This is a genomic window from Sulfurovum sp. (assembly GCF_049668085.1).
Lineage (GTDB): Bacteria > Campylobacterota > Campylobacteria > Campylobacterales > Sulfurovaceae > Sulfurovum.
Genome location: NZ_JBATIY010000014.1, coordinates 1 through 16688, shown reverse-complemented (window position 1 = coordinate 16688; position 16688 = coordinate 1). Strand labels below are relative to the sequence as shown.

Annotated in this window: 15 protein-coding genes; 13 read left to right on the top strand and 2 right to left on the bottom strand. The window is 36.9% G+C overall.

Annotated features, from left to right (window positions below; all coding sequences use genetic code 11):
* Positions 1-466: 466 nt before the first annotated feature.
* Positions 467-2809 (bottom strand): HD domain-containing phosphohydrolase, encoded by a 2343-nt coding sequence (locus tag WBM70_RS01205; protein ID WP_424556694.1) that lies wholly within the window; start codon positions 2807-2809, stop codon positions 467-469.
* Between the two features lie 327 nt (positions 2810-3136).
* Between WBM70_RS01205 and WBM70_RS01200 the strand changes: the two genes are divergently transcribed.
* The 12 genes from WBM70_RS01200 to WBM70_RS01145 all read left to right on the top strand — a co-directional run bounded on the left by WBM70_RS01200 (position 3137) and on the right by WBM70_RS01145 (position 14549).
* Entirely contained in the window at positions 3137-3736 is a 600-nt protein-coding gene (locus WBM70_RS01200; RefSeq protein ID WP_424556693.1) for a superoxide dismutase, read from the top strand.
* Between the two features lie 346 nt (positions 3737-4082).
* The gene (sufB, locus tag WBM70_RS01195; protein WP_424556692.1) at positions 4083-5522 is read left to right on the top strand and encodes a Fe-S cluster assembly protein SufB; all 1440 of its coding nucleotides are present in this window, start codon (positions 4083-4085) and stop codon (positions 5520-5522) included.
* The gene (gene sufC / locus WBM70_RS01190; RefSeq protein ID WP_424556691.1) at positions 5519-6268 is read left to right on the top strand and encodes a Fe-S cluster assembly ATPase SufC; all 750 of its coding nucleotides are present in this window, start codon (positions 5519-5521) and stop codon (positions 6266-6268) included. The genes sufB and sufC overlap by 4 nt, the downstream gene beginning before the upstream one ends.
* On the top strand, positions 6268-7449 hold the full coding sequence (locus WBM70_RS01185) for a SufD family Fe-S cluster assembly protein (RefSeq protein ID WP_424556690.1): 1182 nt from the start codon (positions 6268-6270) through the stop codon (positions 7447-7449). The genes sufC and WBM70_RS01185 overlap by 1 nt, the downstream gene beginning before the upstream one ends.
* Positions 7450-7473: 24 nt before the next feature.
* Positions 7474-7899 carry a SufE family protein gene (locus WBM70_RS01180; protein WP_424556689.1) on the top strand — a complete coding sequence of 142 codons (426 nt, stop codon included), beginning with the start codon at positions 7474-7476 and terminating at the stop codon, positions 7897-7899.
* A complete protein-coding gene (locus tag WBM70_RS01175; protein ID WP_424556688.1) occupies positions 7899-8300 on the top strand; it encodes a metal-sulfur cluster assembly factor in 402 nt (133 codons plus the stop codon). The genes WBM70_RS01180 and WBM70_RS01175 overlap by 1 nt, the downstream gene beginning before the upstream one ends.
* 371 nt (positions 8301-8671) lie before the next feature.
* The gene (locus WBM70_RS01170) at positions 8672-10183 is read left to right on the top strand and encodes a DEAD/DEAH box helicase (RefSeq protein WP_424556687.1); all 1512 of its coding nucleotides are present in this window, start codon (positions 8672-8674) and stop codon (positions 10181-10183) included.
* Between the two features lie 143 nt (positions 10184-10326).
* Complete coding sequence (locus WBM70_RS01165) at positions 10327-10884, top strand: YSC84-related protein (protein ID WP_424556686.1); 558 nt, start codon at positions 10327-10329, stop codon at positions 10882-10884.
* 123 nt (positions 10885-11007) lie between these two features.
* Positions 11008-11352, top strand: coding sequence for a hypothetical protein (locus WBM70_RS01160; RefSeq protein WP_424556685.1), 345 nt, complete (start codon positions 11008-11010; stop codon positions 11350-11352).
* 26 nt (positions 11353-11378) lie between these two features.
* Positions 11379-12413 (top strand): cytochrome-c peroxidase, encoded by a 1035-nt coding sequence (locus WBM70_RS01155; RefSeq protein WP_424556684.1) that lies wholly within the window; start codon positions 11379-11381, stop codon positions 12411-12413.
* Positions 12414-12504: 91 nt separating this feature from the next.
* Positions 12505-13695 (top strand): NnrS family protein, encoded by a 1191-nt coding sequence (locus WBM70_RS01150; protein ID WP_424556683.1) that lies wholly within the window; start codon positions 12505-12507, stop codon positions 13693-13695.
* Positions 13696-13700: 5 nt separating this feature from the next.
* A complete protein-coding gene (locus WBM70_RS01145) occupies positions 13701-14549 on the top strand; it encodes a zinc-dependent peptidase (RefSeq protein ID WP_424556682.1) in 849 nt (282 codons plus the stop codon).
* On the opposite strand, the gene ftsH is transcribed toward WBM70_RS01145, so the two are convergent.
* Entirely contained in the window at positions 14527-16365 is a 1839-nt protein-coding gene (ftsH, locus tag WBM70_RS01140) for an ATP-dependent zinc metalloprotease FtsH (protein WP_424556681.1), read from the bottom strand. The two genes, WBM70_RS01145 and ftsH, sit on opposite strands and share 23 nt — an antisense overlap.
* 165 nt (positions 16366-16530) lie before the next feature.
* On the opposite strand from ftsH, the gene WBM70_RS01135 reads away from it, so the two are divergent.
* Positions 16531-16688 (top strand): hypothetical protein (locus tag WBM70_RS01135; protein ID WP_424556695.1); only part of this gene is annotated, 158 nt, incomplete at its 3' end.

Sequence of the window (16688 nt, the reverse complement as noted above, 5' to 3'; positions counted from 1 at the left end):
TGCAGAAGGAGGTTCGGGAAATGGCAAGACAGAACCATCACTATCTTCTCCAGTTTTTGGAGAAGAAACCTGTTGTGCTAACATCAAACATGGTAATGCGAGAATCGTCATTACCCCTATAAACTTTTTCATATGAATCCTTTTAAACTAAATTTTTCATAATACGATGTATAAACGCTTGTGTATTTTTTTAGTATATCATTTTATATAAATCTACTTGTCAAAAAATAATTTTTTCCCTGAAAAATGAAAACCTTATAAGGTAACATATTTTATAACGTTTATCGCTATAGCTACGTTTGCGAGGCATAAACCTTACCCCTTCAATTGAAAACCTTATAAAATGTTCTATATAGGAGGTTTTATAAGGTTTTTTACATTTATCATTTACTCTTAATATTTACCTACTTTATGAAATCTTGATACTTACATACAAAGATAATAACGTATTTCTACAGAGTGAGGCTTATAGATAACTTTCAATATTTATCTCATCTATCTGTTCAGGTTTTAGATGTTTCTCTGCATAGTTTTTGTAAATACCACTGGTTAAAAACAGTTTAAACAGATCTTCATCAATATGTTTATCCTTTACCATGAAGCTCATGATCTTTATGGATTCAGAAAGGGTTTTAGCTTTTTTATAGGGTCTATCAGATGCTGTTAATGCTTCAAAAATATCTGCAATGGCCATAATACGTGCAGGTATGGAAAGCTCATCTTTAGTAAGTTTTTTAGGGTAGCCTGTCCCTATAAGTGTTTCATGATGTGTTCCTGCATATTCTGGTATTTTAGTAAGATGAGAAGGGAAAGGAATTTTTTCAAGCATTTTAATACTCATAATGACGTGCTCATTAATCTTATATCTTTCTTCAGGGCTTAATGTTCCTTTGTCTATACATAAATTATAAATTTCACCATAGTTATAAAGATACTCCGGTACCTCAAGTTTAAAACCTTCAGAAGCATAGGCATCATAATCAAAATCTTCACGAGGTACTATATGATGTGTTTTGTCACTTAGCAGATTTTCTGTGACAGGAAGTACTTCATTCTTCTTGTCTGTATAGCGTAGCGTCTCTATGGGACCTAATCCGAGTGTATCATCAAAGTATCGTTGCCACTCCATTTGTGCTATATCTTTAATGCGTGCTTGCTGCGACTCTTCCATAAACTCACTTCCTACGTTAGCAGAAGCGATAAATGCAAAATCTTCACGCAAACGTATTTGGCGTTCTTCAAGGACTTCAAGTGATATCTTATCTTGCAAATATTCTATTTGTGCATCACGCCAAAGCACTTCAAATCGCATACGTATCTCATGGATCCTATTATAAATGGTTTCAAGCTTTGTTGCCTTATCTACTACATATTCCGGAGTAGTAACCTTTCCGCAGTCATGTAACCAGGCACCTATTTGAAATTCTCTGAGTTCATCTTTTGATCTCAGAGAAAATGTTTTAAAGGCATCTAATGTAGAGCGATTGGCTTCATCAAGAAGATCTTTTGCTATTTCGGGGACGCGGGCACAGTGCTTTCCAGTATACGGTGATTTAGTATCAATGGCTTCAGCCATTACTTTGATAATGGCATCTAGTAGTTCTTCTTGTGATATTTCATAGGCCTGAATACTTTTTGACATGGAGACTTGAGAATTTGAAAGTGCTTCAAATTCAATGATATTCGTATCTATGGCATTCACGTCAGCATATTCCCTCTCTTTGATCTTGGTATTTTCTAAAATCAGTGCTCGTATAGGTTTTACAATAAGATTGGTACTGAAGAAAATAAATGGTATCGCTAACAGTAATAGAATAAAAGCAATCAGTAATGCATATTGGATATTTTCCTTATACGGCTTTAGTAGTGCATCTGCATCTATTTTTATACCCAGGAATTTATCTTTACTAATCAATGGAGCAAACATTACAAAATAGTTATTTTCACCCTCAGAGTATTTAATGATCTCTTCTGTTCCTCTCTCTTTAAGTGCCTGTGCAAGTTCTGTATCAAGTAGTTGTGTTTGAAGAGATGTATCACTGTCAGGAAATGCAGAAGAAGCAAACTTCTTAGCATCGTTGTCAACAAGAAAAACTTCTGATTTTTGATCAAACCTTTGTAAAGCTAAAATTTCATTTAACTGTGACATGGTGTAATCCAACGCAAGAACGATACCTTTTGTTTCAATTTGTTTGGCATAAGTGACACCCATTTGATGGCTATTAGAAAATAGATAAGGCAGCGTAGTAATAATATTTGTGGAGTTCAGAGCTTTAACATACCATGGACGGCTATGTAGATCATACTTTTTATCAAAGCGTGTTTGGCTTATGAGTTCAAAATCTTTATCCAAAAAAGCGTTTTGTTGCTGATTGTCAATAATAGTAACTATAGTCCAGTGTGTAGATTCAGGTTCATGAAAGGTTTTGAATAAACGAGGTCTGTCTTGCATATGGATCACTTCATAGAATCTTCCATCAGGATGTACAAAATAGATAGCATGAAGATTAGAGCTCCTCTCCAAAACTTGTACCATATGATCGAAAAAAGGATGCAGAGGGTTAAAGGTAATAGGTTCGAGTAAGTTTTTATGATTGCTTTTTAGGTTTATGATTTTTCTTGTAGCAACAGCTTCTTTATGTATGTGCTCACTGATATTTTTTGAAATGATACGAAAGGTTTTATGGGTCGAGTCAATGGCAAGCTTTTCGCTGAAGTAGTATTGAGAAAAAAGAAGAGAGAAGGATACTACACCGACAAGCAATAGAAAAATGGTGAATATATGCGTTTTAATGGAGAGTCTAGGCATGTTTGATCCTTCCTTATGATAAACAAAGTTCATGGTTACCTTTTTAGTAACAACTCAATGACCTTATGGAATAATTTAAAACTTAAATTACATCTTCTATTTACCATTTCTGCTTCCCAGCTTGTAATGAATAAATATAGTACCATAATGTTTTTTAACAGCATTAATCGCTATATGAAGCCCTGTTTAATAAAATATGCCATTAGAAGGATTTAGTAGTGAATGCTTCTACTAGATCAGGACCATAAAACTACACATTCAGTGCACACATTCTATATTAGTATAAGATAATAATGCTTTCTCGAATGAAAGTATAAAAGGATAAATATGACACATACGTTAATGGATTTACCTTTTGATGAAAGTGCCTTGGAGCCATATATTTCAAAAGAGACATTACAATATCATCATGGAAAACATCATGCAGGATATATCAATAAGCTCAACACCTTGATAAAAGACACTAAATATGAAGATCTCAGCCTTGAAGAGATTGTTAAAACATCTGATAATGCTATATTTAACAATGCAGCTCAGGTATTCAATCATAATTTTTATTTTAATGGAATGAGCAAAAAAATATCTGCTCCATCTAAAGATCTATTAGAATTATTCATCAATGACTTTGGATCTTTTGAAGCGTTTAAAGAGTTCTTTTTGGAGGCTGCTGAAGGTTTCTTTGGTTCAGGATGGTTATGGCTGAGTATAGATGATTCAGGTTCATTGGTCTTAGAGTCATTTTCAAATGCCGGTAATCCTCTTCTATCAGATCATACGCCTTTAATGACCTGTGATGTATGGGAGCACGCATACTACATAGATAATAGAAATGCAAGAGCAGTTTATCTTGATAAATGGTGGGGACTGATTAATTGGAATTTTGTTTCACAAAACTTGCAAGCATTAAAACAAAAGCGTCTATCTTAGGAATTACATACTTATTGGAAAATGCGCCACTAATTAAAGAGTGTTATGACAGTAGCAACCTACCCTAGGCAATGCATAAAGTATTGAAAATGACCCATAGTATTGGTATTTTTTACCGATCTGAGAATCCTACATTTAGGTCCATATCAGAGGTGATAAAAAAATCCACTTTTTAGCCTTTTGCAGGATATTAATCAACTACAAAAGTTATTTGAAGGTTAGTTGCAGTATATTCAAAAATGATAAATAAGATGAATTTAGTCCTAATTATCAAAAACACTTGACCCAACCAAACTTTTATGCTATAAAATGCAAAAGACGAAAATAATCTATATAAGGATTTTAAATGGCAAATGAAGGATTAGATAAAGCTGTCTCGGGCGAATATGCACTCGGTTTTGAGATAGATATCGAAACTGAAACAGTTCCACCGGGGCTGGACGAGAATACCATTGCGTTCATCTCTAAGAAAAAAGAAGAACCAGAATGGATGTTAGAGCTTCGCCTCAAAGCACTCAAGAAATGGGAAACTATGACAGAGCCTACATGGGCACATGTAGAGTATGAGCCTGTAGACTATCAGTCTATATCTTACTTTTCTGCACCTAAAGAAGGTATAGACAGTTTAGATGAGGTTGATCCAAAGATCTTAGAAGCCTATGAAAAACTAGGTATTTCACTAGATGAGCAAAAGCAACTTGCCGGTGTAAAAGTTGCCGTCGATGCAGTTGTGGATTCTGTCTCTGTAAAGACGACATACTCTGAGGAACTTGAGAAACATGGTGTCATTTTTTGTTCTATCTCAGAAGCGATCAAAGATCATCCTGAACTTGTCAAAAAATATATGTTCTCTGTAGTACCTATGGCTGACAACTATTTTGCAGCACTGAACTCTGCTGTATTTACCGACGGTACTTTTGTGTATATCCCTAAAGGTGTGCGTTGCCCGATGGAGCTTAGTACATATTTTAGGATCAATGCTATGAATACAGGGCAATTTGAGCGTACGCTTATCATCGCCGATGAGGGGTCACATGTGAGCTACAATGAAGGGTGTTCTGCACCTACACGTGATGACAATCAATTACACGCTGCGGTGGTTGAACTGGTCATACTCAAAGATGCAGAGATCAAATACTCTACTATACAAAACTGGTACCCTGGCGATGAGACAGGTAAAGGCGGGATCTACAACTTTGTAACAAAACGTGCTATCTGTGAAGGAGAAAATGCAAAAGTTTCCTGGACACAGGTCGAAACAGGTTCTGCCATCACTTGGAAATACCCAAGCTGTATCTTAAAAGGTGATAACTCAGTGGGTGAATTCTATTCAGTGGCAGTCACTACCCTAGCCCAACAGGCAGATACGGGAACTAAAATGATACACATTGGTAAGAACACCAGTTCTACCATCATCTCTAAAGGTATCTCTGCCATGAAAGGGCAAAATACCTACAGAGGGCTCGTGAAGGTCAACGCTTCTGCAGAGGGTGCCAGAAACTACTCTGAGTGTGACTCACTACTCATAGGGTCTGAATGTGGTGCACATACTTTCCCTTACCTAGAGTCTAAAGACACACTAGGGCAAATAGAACACGAGGCGACCACGTCTAAAATAAGTGACGAACAACTCTTTTACTTACGTCAAAGAGGTATCAACGAAGAAGATGCCGTGAGCATGATCGTTCATGGTTTCTGTAAACAAGTCTTTAGCCAGCTCCCTATGGAGTACGCGGTGGAAGCCAAAGCATTATTAGAATTAACATTAGAAGGAAGTGTAGGATGAGTATTATGAAAATAGAGAATTTACAAGCAAAGATAGGTGACAAGCAGATACTTAAAGGGCTTAACCTAGAGCTAGAACCTGGAAAAGTACATGCCATTATGGGACCAAACGGTGCTGGTAAATCAACGCTTTCTAAAGCACTTGTAGGACACTACGATGTAGAGGTAACTGGTGGAGACATCATATATAAAGGTAAAAGCATTAAAGAGATGGAAGCAGAAGAGAGAGCCCTGGAGGGTATCTTCCTTTCTTTCCAACACCCAGTAGAGATACCAGGTGTAAACAATGCATACTTTTTAAGAACAGCGCTCAATGCCAAACGTAAACACGAAGGCAAAGAAGAGTTAAATGCTGCAGAGTTTTTACGTCTTATGAAAAGTCACCTAGAGATGTTAGGTATGAAATCAGACATGATCAGCCGTTCATTGAATGAAGGTTTCTCTGGTGGTGAGAAAAAGCGTAATGAAATACTTCAAATGCTCATCTTAGAGCCAGAAGTGATCATACTAGATGAGATTGATTCTGGTCTAGACATTGATGCATTAAGAGCTGTTTCTGAAGGTATTAACAAAATGAAAGACGGTAAACGTACGTTCTTGGTTATCACACACTACTCAAGAATTCTTGACTACATTGAGCCAGATTATATCCATGTACTGAAAGATGGAAAAGTGATTAAAACTGCAGGACCAGAGTTAGTAGCCCAACTAGAAGAGAACGGGTATGATGCCATAGAGGAGGAGTAATGAAACTCTTAAATCTAAAAAACCAAAGCCAAAAAGAAGTCGCAACGACTTTAGGTGTGCAAGGACGTGATGAATTAGTAGAAAAATTTGTTTCATTGGGTCTTCCACACAAAAAAACAGAACAGTATCATTACTTTGATATAGAAAAACTTTTAGACGTTGACTATAAGACCTTGGATTATCTACCTAAGACCATTACTGAAGGTCCTATAATAGAGATAGTTGATGGGGTGGTAGTATCCGCACCTAAAGGCATGCGTATCAATTTTGAAGCCGGCAAGAAGTTAGACATGGAACATTTTGATCCACTCTATTACCTTGGTCACCTGCTCTGCCCTCATACCATTAAGATAGAAATAGACGGTGATGCGGAAGTGGAGATAGAGCACAGATTTACACAAAGTAATGCATTGATCAACTACCGTATAGTACTGTCTAACCAAGCCAATCGTCATGCAAGTGTCTATGAAAACTTTGTAGCTGACAATATAGAAAACAGTTTAGTGTTATACGGCTATGATATGCATATTGCCCAAGATTCTACACTTAGAGTGAAAAAGCTTCAAACGATGGAAAACAAACAGTATAGCATGGTGGCTTCACATCGGGTCAATGTAGGAAAAAATGCCAATGCTATCCTCAAAAGCTTTGACCTTGGTGGTGATCAATCCTTACAGTTGCTTAAAGTAGAACTCTCAGAGTACGCGCATATAGATGCAGGACACCTTCTCTATGTAAATGCAGACTCAAAACGTGGTACGGTCTCACAAATCATACATCGTGGTGAACACTCTACCTCTAAACAAATAGCCAAAAATATCCTAGATGGAGAATCCAGAGGGATATTTGATGCACTCATACGTGTAGAACACTCGGCTAAGTTCACTAAAGCAGAGCAAAATGCCAAGTCGATTTTGCTTCACAAAAAAGCCTATATGGCATCGAAGCCTCAACTGGAGATCTATATCGATGAACTAGAAGCTTCACATGGTTCAACCACAGGACAATTAGATGAAAAACAACTTTTTTATCTACAAAGCCGTGGTATTAGTCATATAGAAGCGAGGAAAATACTTGTGATAGCCTTTGCAAATACGCTCATAGAAGAAGTGAAAGATAGTAGGCAGCAAGAACGCATCAAAAGTGCATTTGAAGAAGTGTTTTATAAAGCACACCAATAATTTACCCTTATAAAGGAGCAAAAAATGACCATGCAAGAAACTATAGACCAGTACAAAGAGGATTTTGACCTCTTCCCTGATGCAAACGATAAACTTGAGTATATTTTTGACTTAGGAAAAAAACATACCATTTTACCGGAAGAAGAAAAAAATGAAACAACCTTTGTACAAGGTTGTGCATCTGCCGCATGGCTTGTAGGTGAATGTAAAGACGGCAAACTTATTTTACGTGGAGAAGGTACTTCGGAAATGGCAAAAGGGATGCTTACACTACTTTTAAGCATTTTTGCAAACCGTTCCCCTGAAGAGATACTCAATTTTGACCCAGCTAAACTTCATGACATGGGCATTGTAGAACTTCTCTCCCCTGTGCGTCAACAGAGTTTAGAAGCATTTTTAAAAATGGTCTATGCCTACGCACAAAAATGTAATGAACAAGGAAATTCATAATGAGCAGCGAAAACCAAGTAAAAAGTATCAACGATAAAATGGCTGATGAGAGACAGAGATTTATAGACTCTCAGCCAACAGATGAAGAGATGACAGAGAAGATCATAGGACACCTTAGAGAGATCTATGATCCTGAACTTCCAGTAAATGTCTATGATCTTGGACTTATCTATAACATTGATACATGGACTGATGAAGTCTCTATGATGAAAAAATGTAAGATAACAATGACCCTAACCTCTGCTACATGTTCATTTTCACAAGTGATCATTGACTTGGTTAAAAGTATTGCTGCACGTCAGGAAGGACTTGAAGATATAGATGTTGAAATTGTTTTTGATCCACCATGGGGGCAAGACAGTATGACAGATGATGCAAAGTTAGCGATGGGATTACTCTAACTTTAGACTGCTTATGATTACGTTATATCATGTATTTAAACAAACCATTAATATAACAAATTGTTTAAAAATACATAAGAAATAGATATAACCCTAGCTTTTTCTGATTTATTTAGCTATAATTCCGAACTTTTCTGCAAGAGAGTATCAAACTCCTTATTTAGATACATGATAAAATGTATCTCCTATTTACCGCGCATTGACGTGTGATAGTTTGGTATCAAGTTGCATAAAACAGGGTGCACCCCACTTTCGCTAAGCGATGGGGGCTATCGGCATATAGTGCCAGATAATATGCTTGTAACTTTAGAACCGTTCTATCGCCAAGACCTTACCACCCCACCAAAATAACAACATAAAGAAAACAATATATGAAATTTACTGATTTTAATTTAAAAGAGACTATTCAAGCGGCTGTAACAGACGCAGGATTTACAGAACCAAGCCCCGTTCAAAAAGACGCTATACCTATAGTATTAGAAGGTCACGACATCGTTGCACAAGCACAGACAGGTACAGGTAAAACTGCTGCATTTGGTCTACCTATTATGAGTATGATGAAAGCTGACGGTTCTGTAGAAGGACTTGTTATCGTTCCTACACGTGAGCTTGCAATGCAGGTTAGTGACGAGCTTTTCCGTTTTGGTCAAAAATCTGGTCTTAAAACAGCAACCGTTTATGGTGGTACACCGTATGGTAAACAAATTGACCGTATCAAACAAGCTTCTATCGTAGTAGCCACACCAGGTAGACTACAAGACCTTCTTATGAGCGGTAAGATCAAAATCAACCCTCAATTTGTTGTTCTTGATGAAGCAGATGAAATGCTAGATATGGGTTTCCTGGATGAGATCAAAAATATTTTTACATTCCTACCAAAAGAACGTCAAACACTTATGTTCTCAGCAACTATGCCAAATGCTATCAGAAAACTTGCAGAGCAGATCTTAAAAACACCTAAGACAGTTTCTATCACAAAGTCTGAGAAAACAAATACAAAAATTACACAATATTACTATGTAGTACAAGAAAGAGAAAGAGATGATGCACTTGTAAGACTCATCGACTATAAAAACCCAGAAAAATGTATTATTTTCTGTCGTATGAAAAAAGAAGTAGATAGACTTGTTGCCCACATGACTGCACAAGGTTTCAAAGTTTCTGGACTTCATGGAGATATGGAGCAAAAGCAAAGAGAAGTCACTATCCGTGCATTTAAAAGTGGTGGTATAGATATCTTTATCGCTACAGATGTTGCTGCACGTGGACTTGATGTCAATGATGTGACTCACGTTTTCAACTACCACATCCCTTTTGACTCTGAGTCCTATGTTCACCGTATTGGCCGTACAGGTCGTGGTGGTAAATCTGGTGAGGCTATCACTCTTGTTAGTCCAAACGAACTTAGAACCATTAAACGTATCGAAAAAGATGTAGGTGCAACAATGACTACACAAGTTATCCCTACACGTATGGAAGTACAAAATAACCGTTCGGACGCCCTCATCACTAAAATCGCTGAGACAAAAGTAACTGAAAATGCTATTAACCTTGTTAAAACACTTCAGCATGACTTAGACATCGTGACTATCGCTCATTTGCTTGCTTCTTTGGTACAAGAAGAGAATTTTGTAAAAGGTAAAGACAATATCGGTCTTGGCCTTGAAGAAATAGAACTTCTCATCGAGAGAGCAATGCAAAACCGTGGTGGCGGAGGCGGCGGTGGTCGTAACCGTGGTGGTTACCGTGGTAACAGAAGTGGTGGAGGCGGCGGTGGTCGTAGTAGACATGGTCGTAACGGACGTTCTGGCGGCGGAGATCGTGGAGGTCGCAGTGGCGGTGGACGTGACAGCCGTAACGGTGGTCAAGGAAGTAGAAACTAAGCTTCCTCCCCTCCTCTTAGTACATCTTGTATGGTGTACTAAAAAACAAACTTTCAATCTAAACAATTTATTTCTAATTAAATGTAACAGTAACCCTGCTATGATATAATTTAATCAAATTATATTTAAAATAAGGGTTTACAATGAACATATTCAAATACAAAGCTTTATTGCTTGCACTACTTGTAGGACTCTCTACATTTACTATGGCTAAATCAACTGCTAAAGAACTTGATCATGATGCAAATATGGCGATCAATCAATTTATTGACGAAACACCAGGTGGAGATCCATTTTTAGTGAATGCCAAAGCATTTCTTGTTTTTCCAGAGATCAAAGAGGGAGGATTCTTTATTGGTGGCAAGTATGGTGAAGGTGTCTTAAGACATAAGCGAAAAACATTAGGATACTACGAGATCATGACCGCATCTGTTGGATTTCAAATGGGTATACAAGAGTACTCTATGATCATCGCTTTTACTACGGATGCTGCACTTGAAAAGTTCCTTAAGGATGAGGATGATGATGAATGGGAAACAGGTGTGGATGGAAAGATCGTTGCCGCTGAATGGAACTCAAAAGAAGAACTTGATGATGTTGAATTCGAAGATGATATCGTAGCATTTGTTTTTGACTCTAAAGGATTCATGGGTAGCTTCACGATGGAAGGTACAAAATTTAAGAAGATCAATCCTAGATAATAATAATCTCGTTATATTTAAAACGATGTAACGAGATCTATCTTCACAAATACTTCACACTCTTCTCCTATACTTATCTTACTATAAGATAAAGATATTATAATTATAATATATGGAGATGCAATGAATTTAGAAAAAACATTTACACTTAAATTATGGATAACAATTCAATTAATCATTCTATTGGTAACAACATACTATATATTTACATCTAATCATCAAAATGTAGAAACTCTATTTGTTGGTATAGAGAGTATTCTTATCTTTCCTGCAGGTATTATCACGCTTTATCTTAATGATCTATTTAATGCGCATAACTATTTTTTATCTCATGAATCTTTCTTTCTATTTGTATTAGTTAATTGGATTCTTTATACTGTTATTGGATATTTTCAATGGTTTGTTCTCTTTCCAAAAATGATCAATAAATGTAAAGAAGACGGATGCTTACATGGATATGGGTTTTAAATTATGAATTGTCAAAAGGGATTAAAATGAAAATAGACAAATTGCTAAGTACAACATTAGCGGCAGCACTTTTTCTAACATTGAGTAGCGCTTCAGACGTATCAGTTGCGCAAAAAGCAAAGAGTTATGGTCTGGTAGCCATTCCTTCAGATCATGCTGAACTGATGAAGCTTATTGATCCCAATAAAACTATCACACCTAAAAAAGTAGAATTGGGTAAAAAACTCTATTTTGAGCCAAGACTCTCTAAAAGTGGTATCATCTCTTGTAATACCTGCCATAATATTGGACTTGGAGGAGCAGATGGTGTTTCTGCAGCAGTAGGACACCAATGGACAGCAAATCCACATCACCTTAATTCACCAACTGTATATAATGCTGTATTTTATAAGACACAGTTCTGGAACGGCAGAAGCCCTCACCTTGAAGATCAAGCACAAGGTCCAATGCAGGCAGCACCAGAGATGGCAGCACCAAAATCATTGGTCGAAGAGAGGATCAACTCCATCCCAGATTATGTAGAAGAGTTTAAAAAGGCCTACGGAAAAGATGTAAAAGTAGATTTTGAGACGATCACATCTACCATCGGTATCTTTGAAAGGACATTGGTCACTCCATCAAGATATGATGATTTTTTAAATGGAAAAGCTGATGCACTGACTGATGCCGAAAAAAAGGGACTCGATACTTTCATCGATAAAGGTTGTGCAAGTTGTCATACTGGTGTAGCACTCGGTGGAACCATGCAGCCATTTGAACTGACTGCTAAATACAAGTTTGCTGATCTTGGTGATTTTAAGGGAGATGCAAATGGTATGGTTAAAACACCTACGTTGAGAAATATTACAGAGACAGCACCTTATTATCATAATGGTGCTATATGGAGCCTTTCTGAAGCGATTCAAGAGATGGGTAGTACACAATTGGGAATAGAAGTCTCAGATGCGGAAGCTGAAGAGATCGTTACATTCCTAAAGACGCTTAAAGGTAGAAAACCAGAGATCACATATCCACAACTTCCAGAAAGTACACTTAGTACGCCAAAACCTGATTTTAAATAATCCTGTACGAGCAAGAATTTCTTTCTTGCTCTAAATCAATTTCTTATCCTCATATTTTGTGCTATGATTAGTATAAAACTAAGGAAGAGCTATGCGTATGCAATTTAGTGAAGATCAAAATGAAAATTACTTTTTTTCACAACCTCACCAACCTTTCTTTATTTTAGCCTTTGTTAATGCTATAGTGACTATGATCGTCTTTTTACTTGCTTACAAAGGATATCTTTTTCTTTCTTTGTCTCCAACTAATTTTCATTTTTATGGATTGACCTACCTTATGTTCACTCCGGTATTTTTAGGTTTTCTATTTACAACATTTCCCAGATTTACCTCTACCGAAGCTGTCGCAAAAAAGAGTTATATACATATTTTTACGGTTCTTTATTTTGGTGCCATATTGTTTCTTCTTGGAAGTATCGTTAGCCCTTTTCTATCAGCTATAGCGCTGCTTCTTGTGTTTTATACACACGTAAGAGGCTTTTTAATACTAAAAAATATGTATAGCACGACGACCATGGAAGATAAACATGATATCTTTTGGATACTCATATCTATGGGCTTTGGGATTTTCTCCCATTTCTTATTTATTGTGGCACAGATATTTTATATGCCCTTAATGGGTCTTGCTACTGAAATAGCCATGTATCTTTATCTTTTTTTACTTACATTTTCCGTAGCGCAGCGTATGGTACCGTTCTTCTCTCATTGCATGAATGAGAAAAACCAGAAGTTATTAAAAACTGTTTTTTTACTTCTCTCATTTCATATACTGCTAGAGGGGATCTATACCAATAGCTCATTTCTCGTTGACTTTGCTTTAGCATATGTCATAGTGAAAGAACTCCTTAGCTGGGAACTTCCTTTTCCAAATCCAAATCCCCTGCTTTGGATCCTGCATATTTCACTCTATTGGGTTCCAGTTGGCTTTTTCCTGGGTGGTTTCACTAACTTTATATCACTCATTACTGATATCCACTTTCTTGCTTTAGATACACATAGTCTCATTTTGGGTTTTGTCTTTACTATTCTTATAGGTTTTGGAACACGTGTAACGCTGGGACACTCTGGGAACATCATGCATGCAGATAAATGGACAACACTGCTTTTTTACTGGACACAAGTAGTGGTTGCAATGCGTATATTGGTTTCTTTGGTATCATCCATGGGATGGAACATTATGGTTCTTTTTGATATTTCTGTAACGGCTTGGCTTGTAATGTTCATCTTCTGGGCTGTAAGATTCTTTAGAGTACTTATAGATGGTAAAAAATTAACGCCATAATGATGATGAACTATTATCTACTGCTGATACAATTTCTTTTTGCTTTAGCTGGACTATTCCTTTTTTGGCAAAGTATAAAGTATTTTCGTCGAATGTGGCAGTACAAAAAACTTAAATCAATGCCTTTTCCACAACCCTATGAAAACATACTGCAAAATATACACCAATACAATATCTTATCGCCCCTGCATAAAGAAAAAATACAACTTTTAATTCTGACCTTTATAGAGAATAAAGAGTTTGTTGGCGCGAAAATGACCATTAACGATGAGATCAAAGTGATCATTGCATTTTATGCCTGTTTGATGCGGCTTGGATTTGATCTTGGTGATAAAGATGATGTAAGCACAGTCATCATCTACCCAAAACACTTCATAGTCAATGAAACACACTCAAGTGGTGGCATAAACCATACGGAAAAATCTGTCTTAGAAGGCCAATCTGCTAATGGTACAGTAGTCATATCATGGCAGGATATAAAATATGATATAACACAGCAACACAAAGACAATGTCATTATCCATGAGTTTGCCCATGAATTAGATTTTGAAGACGGTTTTGCAGATGGTACACCGGTACTTGATGGCTCCAACTATCGTACTTGGTCTAATGTCTTTTCTAATGCCTTTGATACGTTAAGAGAGCAAAGAGATGATAAGGTAAGTTCAAAAAAATCACTCTTCCTAGGGTCCTATGCACTAAAAAATGAAGCTGAATTTTTTGCTGTATGCAGTGAACGTTTTTTTGAGAGCCCAAAAGCATTCAAAAGATATTTTCCTTATCTGTACGAAGAGCTTAAAGGTTTTTATAGACTAGATACAGCCATTTTATTTAAAGACCTGTCAGAGTCTTGATCTCATCAGCATATATCAACTCTTTTTCTACCAATTTATCTGAAAGTGTTATGATCTCTTTTTTATGTGTTTTAAAAAGGTTCATTAGCTCTTCCTCTTTCTCTGTAATGATCTTACGAACTTCATTATCAATGATCTTTGCCGTAGCTTCACTGAAATCTTTTGGCATAGCCATCTCACGACCCAGGAAAACATGATCTTCACCTTTTTGATAATAGACCGGTCCAAGTAATTCACTCATACCCCATTGGCTGACCATATGGGTTGCTAGGCTTGTGGCTTCTTTAAGATCATTTGCCGCACCAGAAGAGAGATCTCCTAGCAATGTACGCTCTGCAACCCTCCCTCCAAGCATTACACCGATCTTATCAAGCAGATAGGCTTGAGGGAAATTTTTGATATCTTTAAGAGGCAGCTGTTCCGTCATACCAAGTGCCTGTCCTCTAGGAATAATACTCACCTTCTCTATAGGGTCTGCATGTTCAAGCAAAAGTGCAGCCAAGACATGCCCACTCTCGTGGATAGCGACTCTTTTCTTATCTTTTTCATCCAGAACAAACTCTTGCTCTACACCCATAAGTATACGATCACGTGCATACATGAAATTATCTTGTGTCACATATTTCTGACCTTCTCTAGCCGCATGCATCGCTGCTTCATTGACAAGGTTAGCCAGGTCAGCACCAGAAAAACCGATAGATATCTTGGCTACCTTTGCCAGATCGACAGAGTCATCTTTTTGTACTTTACGTATATGTATATTCAATATCTTTTCTCTGGCATGGACATCAGGTAAACTCAATGTTATTTTACGATCAAATCTTCCAGGTCTTAACAATGCAAAATCCAAGACATCAGGACGGTTAGTCGCTGCAATGACCACTACCTGTTCTTCTGATTCAAATCCATCCATCTCTGCCAAGATCTGGTTAAGTGTTTGTTCTTTTTCATCATGACCACCACCTATTCCTGCCCCTCTGGCACGTCCTACAGAATCTATCTCATCGATGAAGATGATAGCAGGAGCTTCTTTTTTTGCTTTCTTAAAAAGATCACGTACTCTTGCTGCCCCTACCCCTACAAACATCTCTACAAACTCTGACCCACTGATAGAAAAGAAAGGGACTTCAGCTTCACCAGCTACAGCTTTTGCTAAAAGGGTTTTACCCGTACCAGGCGATCCCATCAGTAAAATACCTCTAGGTATCTTGGCACCTATCTGTTCGTATTTATCAGGATTTTTAAGAAAGTCAACGACTTCATAAAGTTCTATTTTGGCATTTTCTACACCAGCCACATCATCAAAAGTAACAGAAACTTCTTGTTTAGCATATTTTTTTGCTGTAGAGTTCATAAAGTCAAATAAGCCTCCTCCTCCCATACCACCTAACTGTTCTTTCATGCGCCGTGAACTGTAGAAAATAAATCCCAAAAAGACAAAAAGAGGTAGCAGCATGAAAAAAGAAAGCCAAAAGTTTGACTCTTTTTGTGACTTTATATGCATATCAACCTGATTCTTTTCAAGTAATTCTAAAAATGTTTTATCTTCAAAGGGAGGAAGTGTTGTTCTATAATATCTTGCATTTTCACCTAGTCCGACTTTTAGCGTTGCCACAACTTCATCACCATTCACACGAATCTCTTTAATGATGTTTTGGTCTATTTTGCTTTTAAATTCATTATAAGAAAGGGTTTCACTCTGTTCTTGAACAGCCATATAATTAAATAATTGAAATCCAAGCATCATAAGAATAACCATCACCCATATATTGGAAAAAGGATTAAACTTAGTCTCTGCTATCGGCTCTTGTTTCATGTGTATTTCCTTTTGGAATCGATGTAGATAGTATTATTGTACCAAAATATAGAAAGTCATATTATATGCGATATTGAGAATTCACACTTATTGGCTATAATACGAAAATAATCACTATGAAGAAGGCACTTAATGTTGATCTTATAGTATTAAGAAGGTAACCCAATGAGTAAACTTGATCTTAAAGAAGCAAAACGTTTTTTACCTACTACCAGACAAGAGATGGATGCTTTAGGCTGGAAACAGTGTGATGTTATACTCGTCTCCGGCGATGCATACATAGACTCTCCTTTCATTGGTGTAGCTACTGTAGGACGTATGCT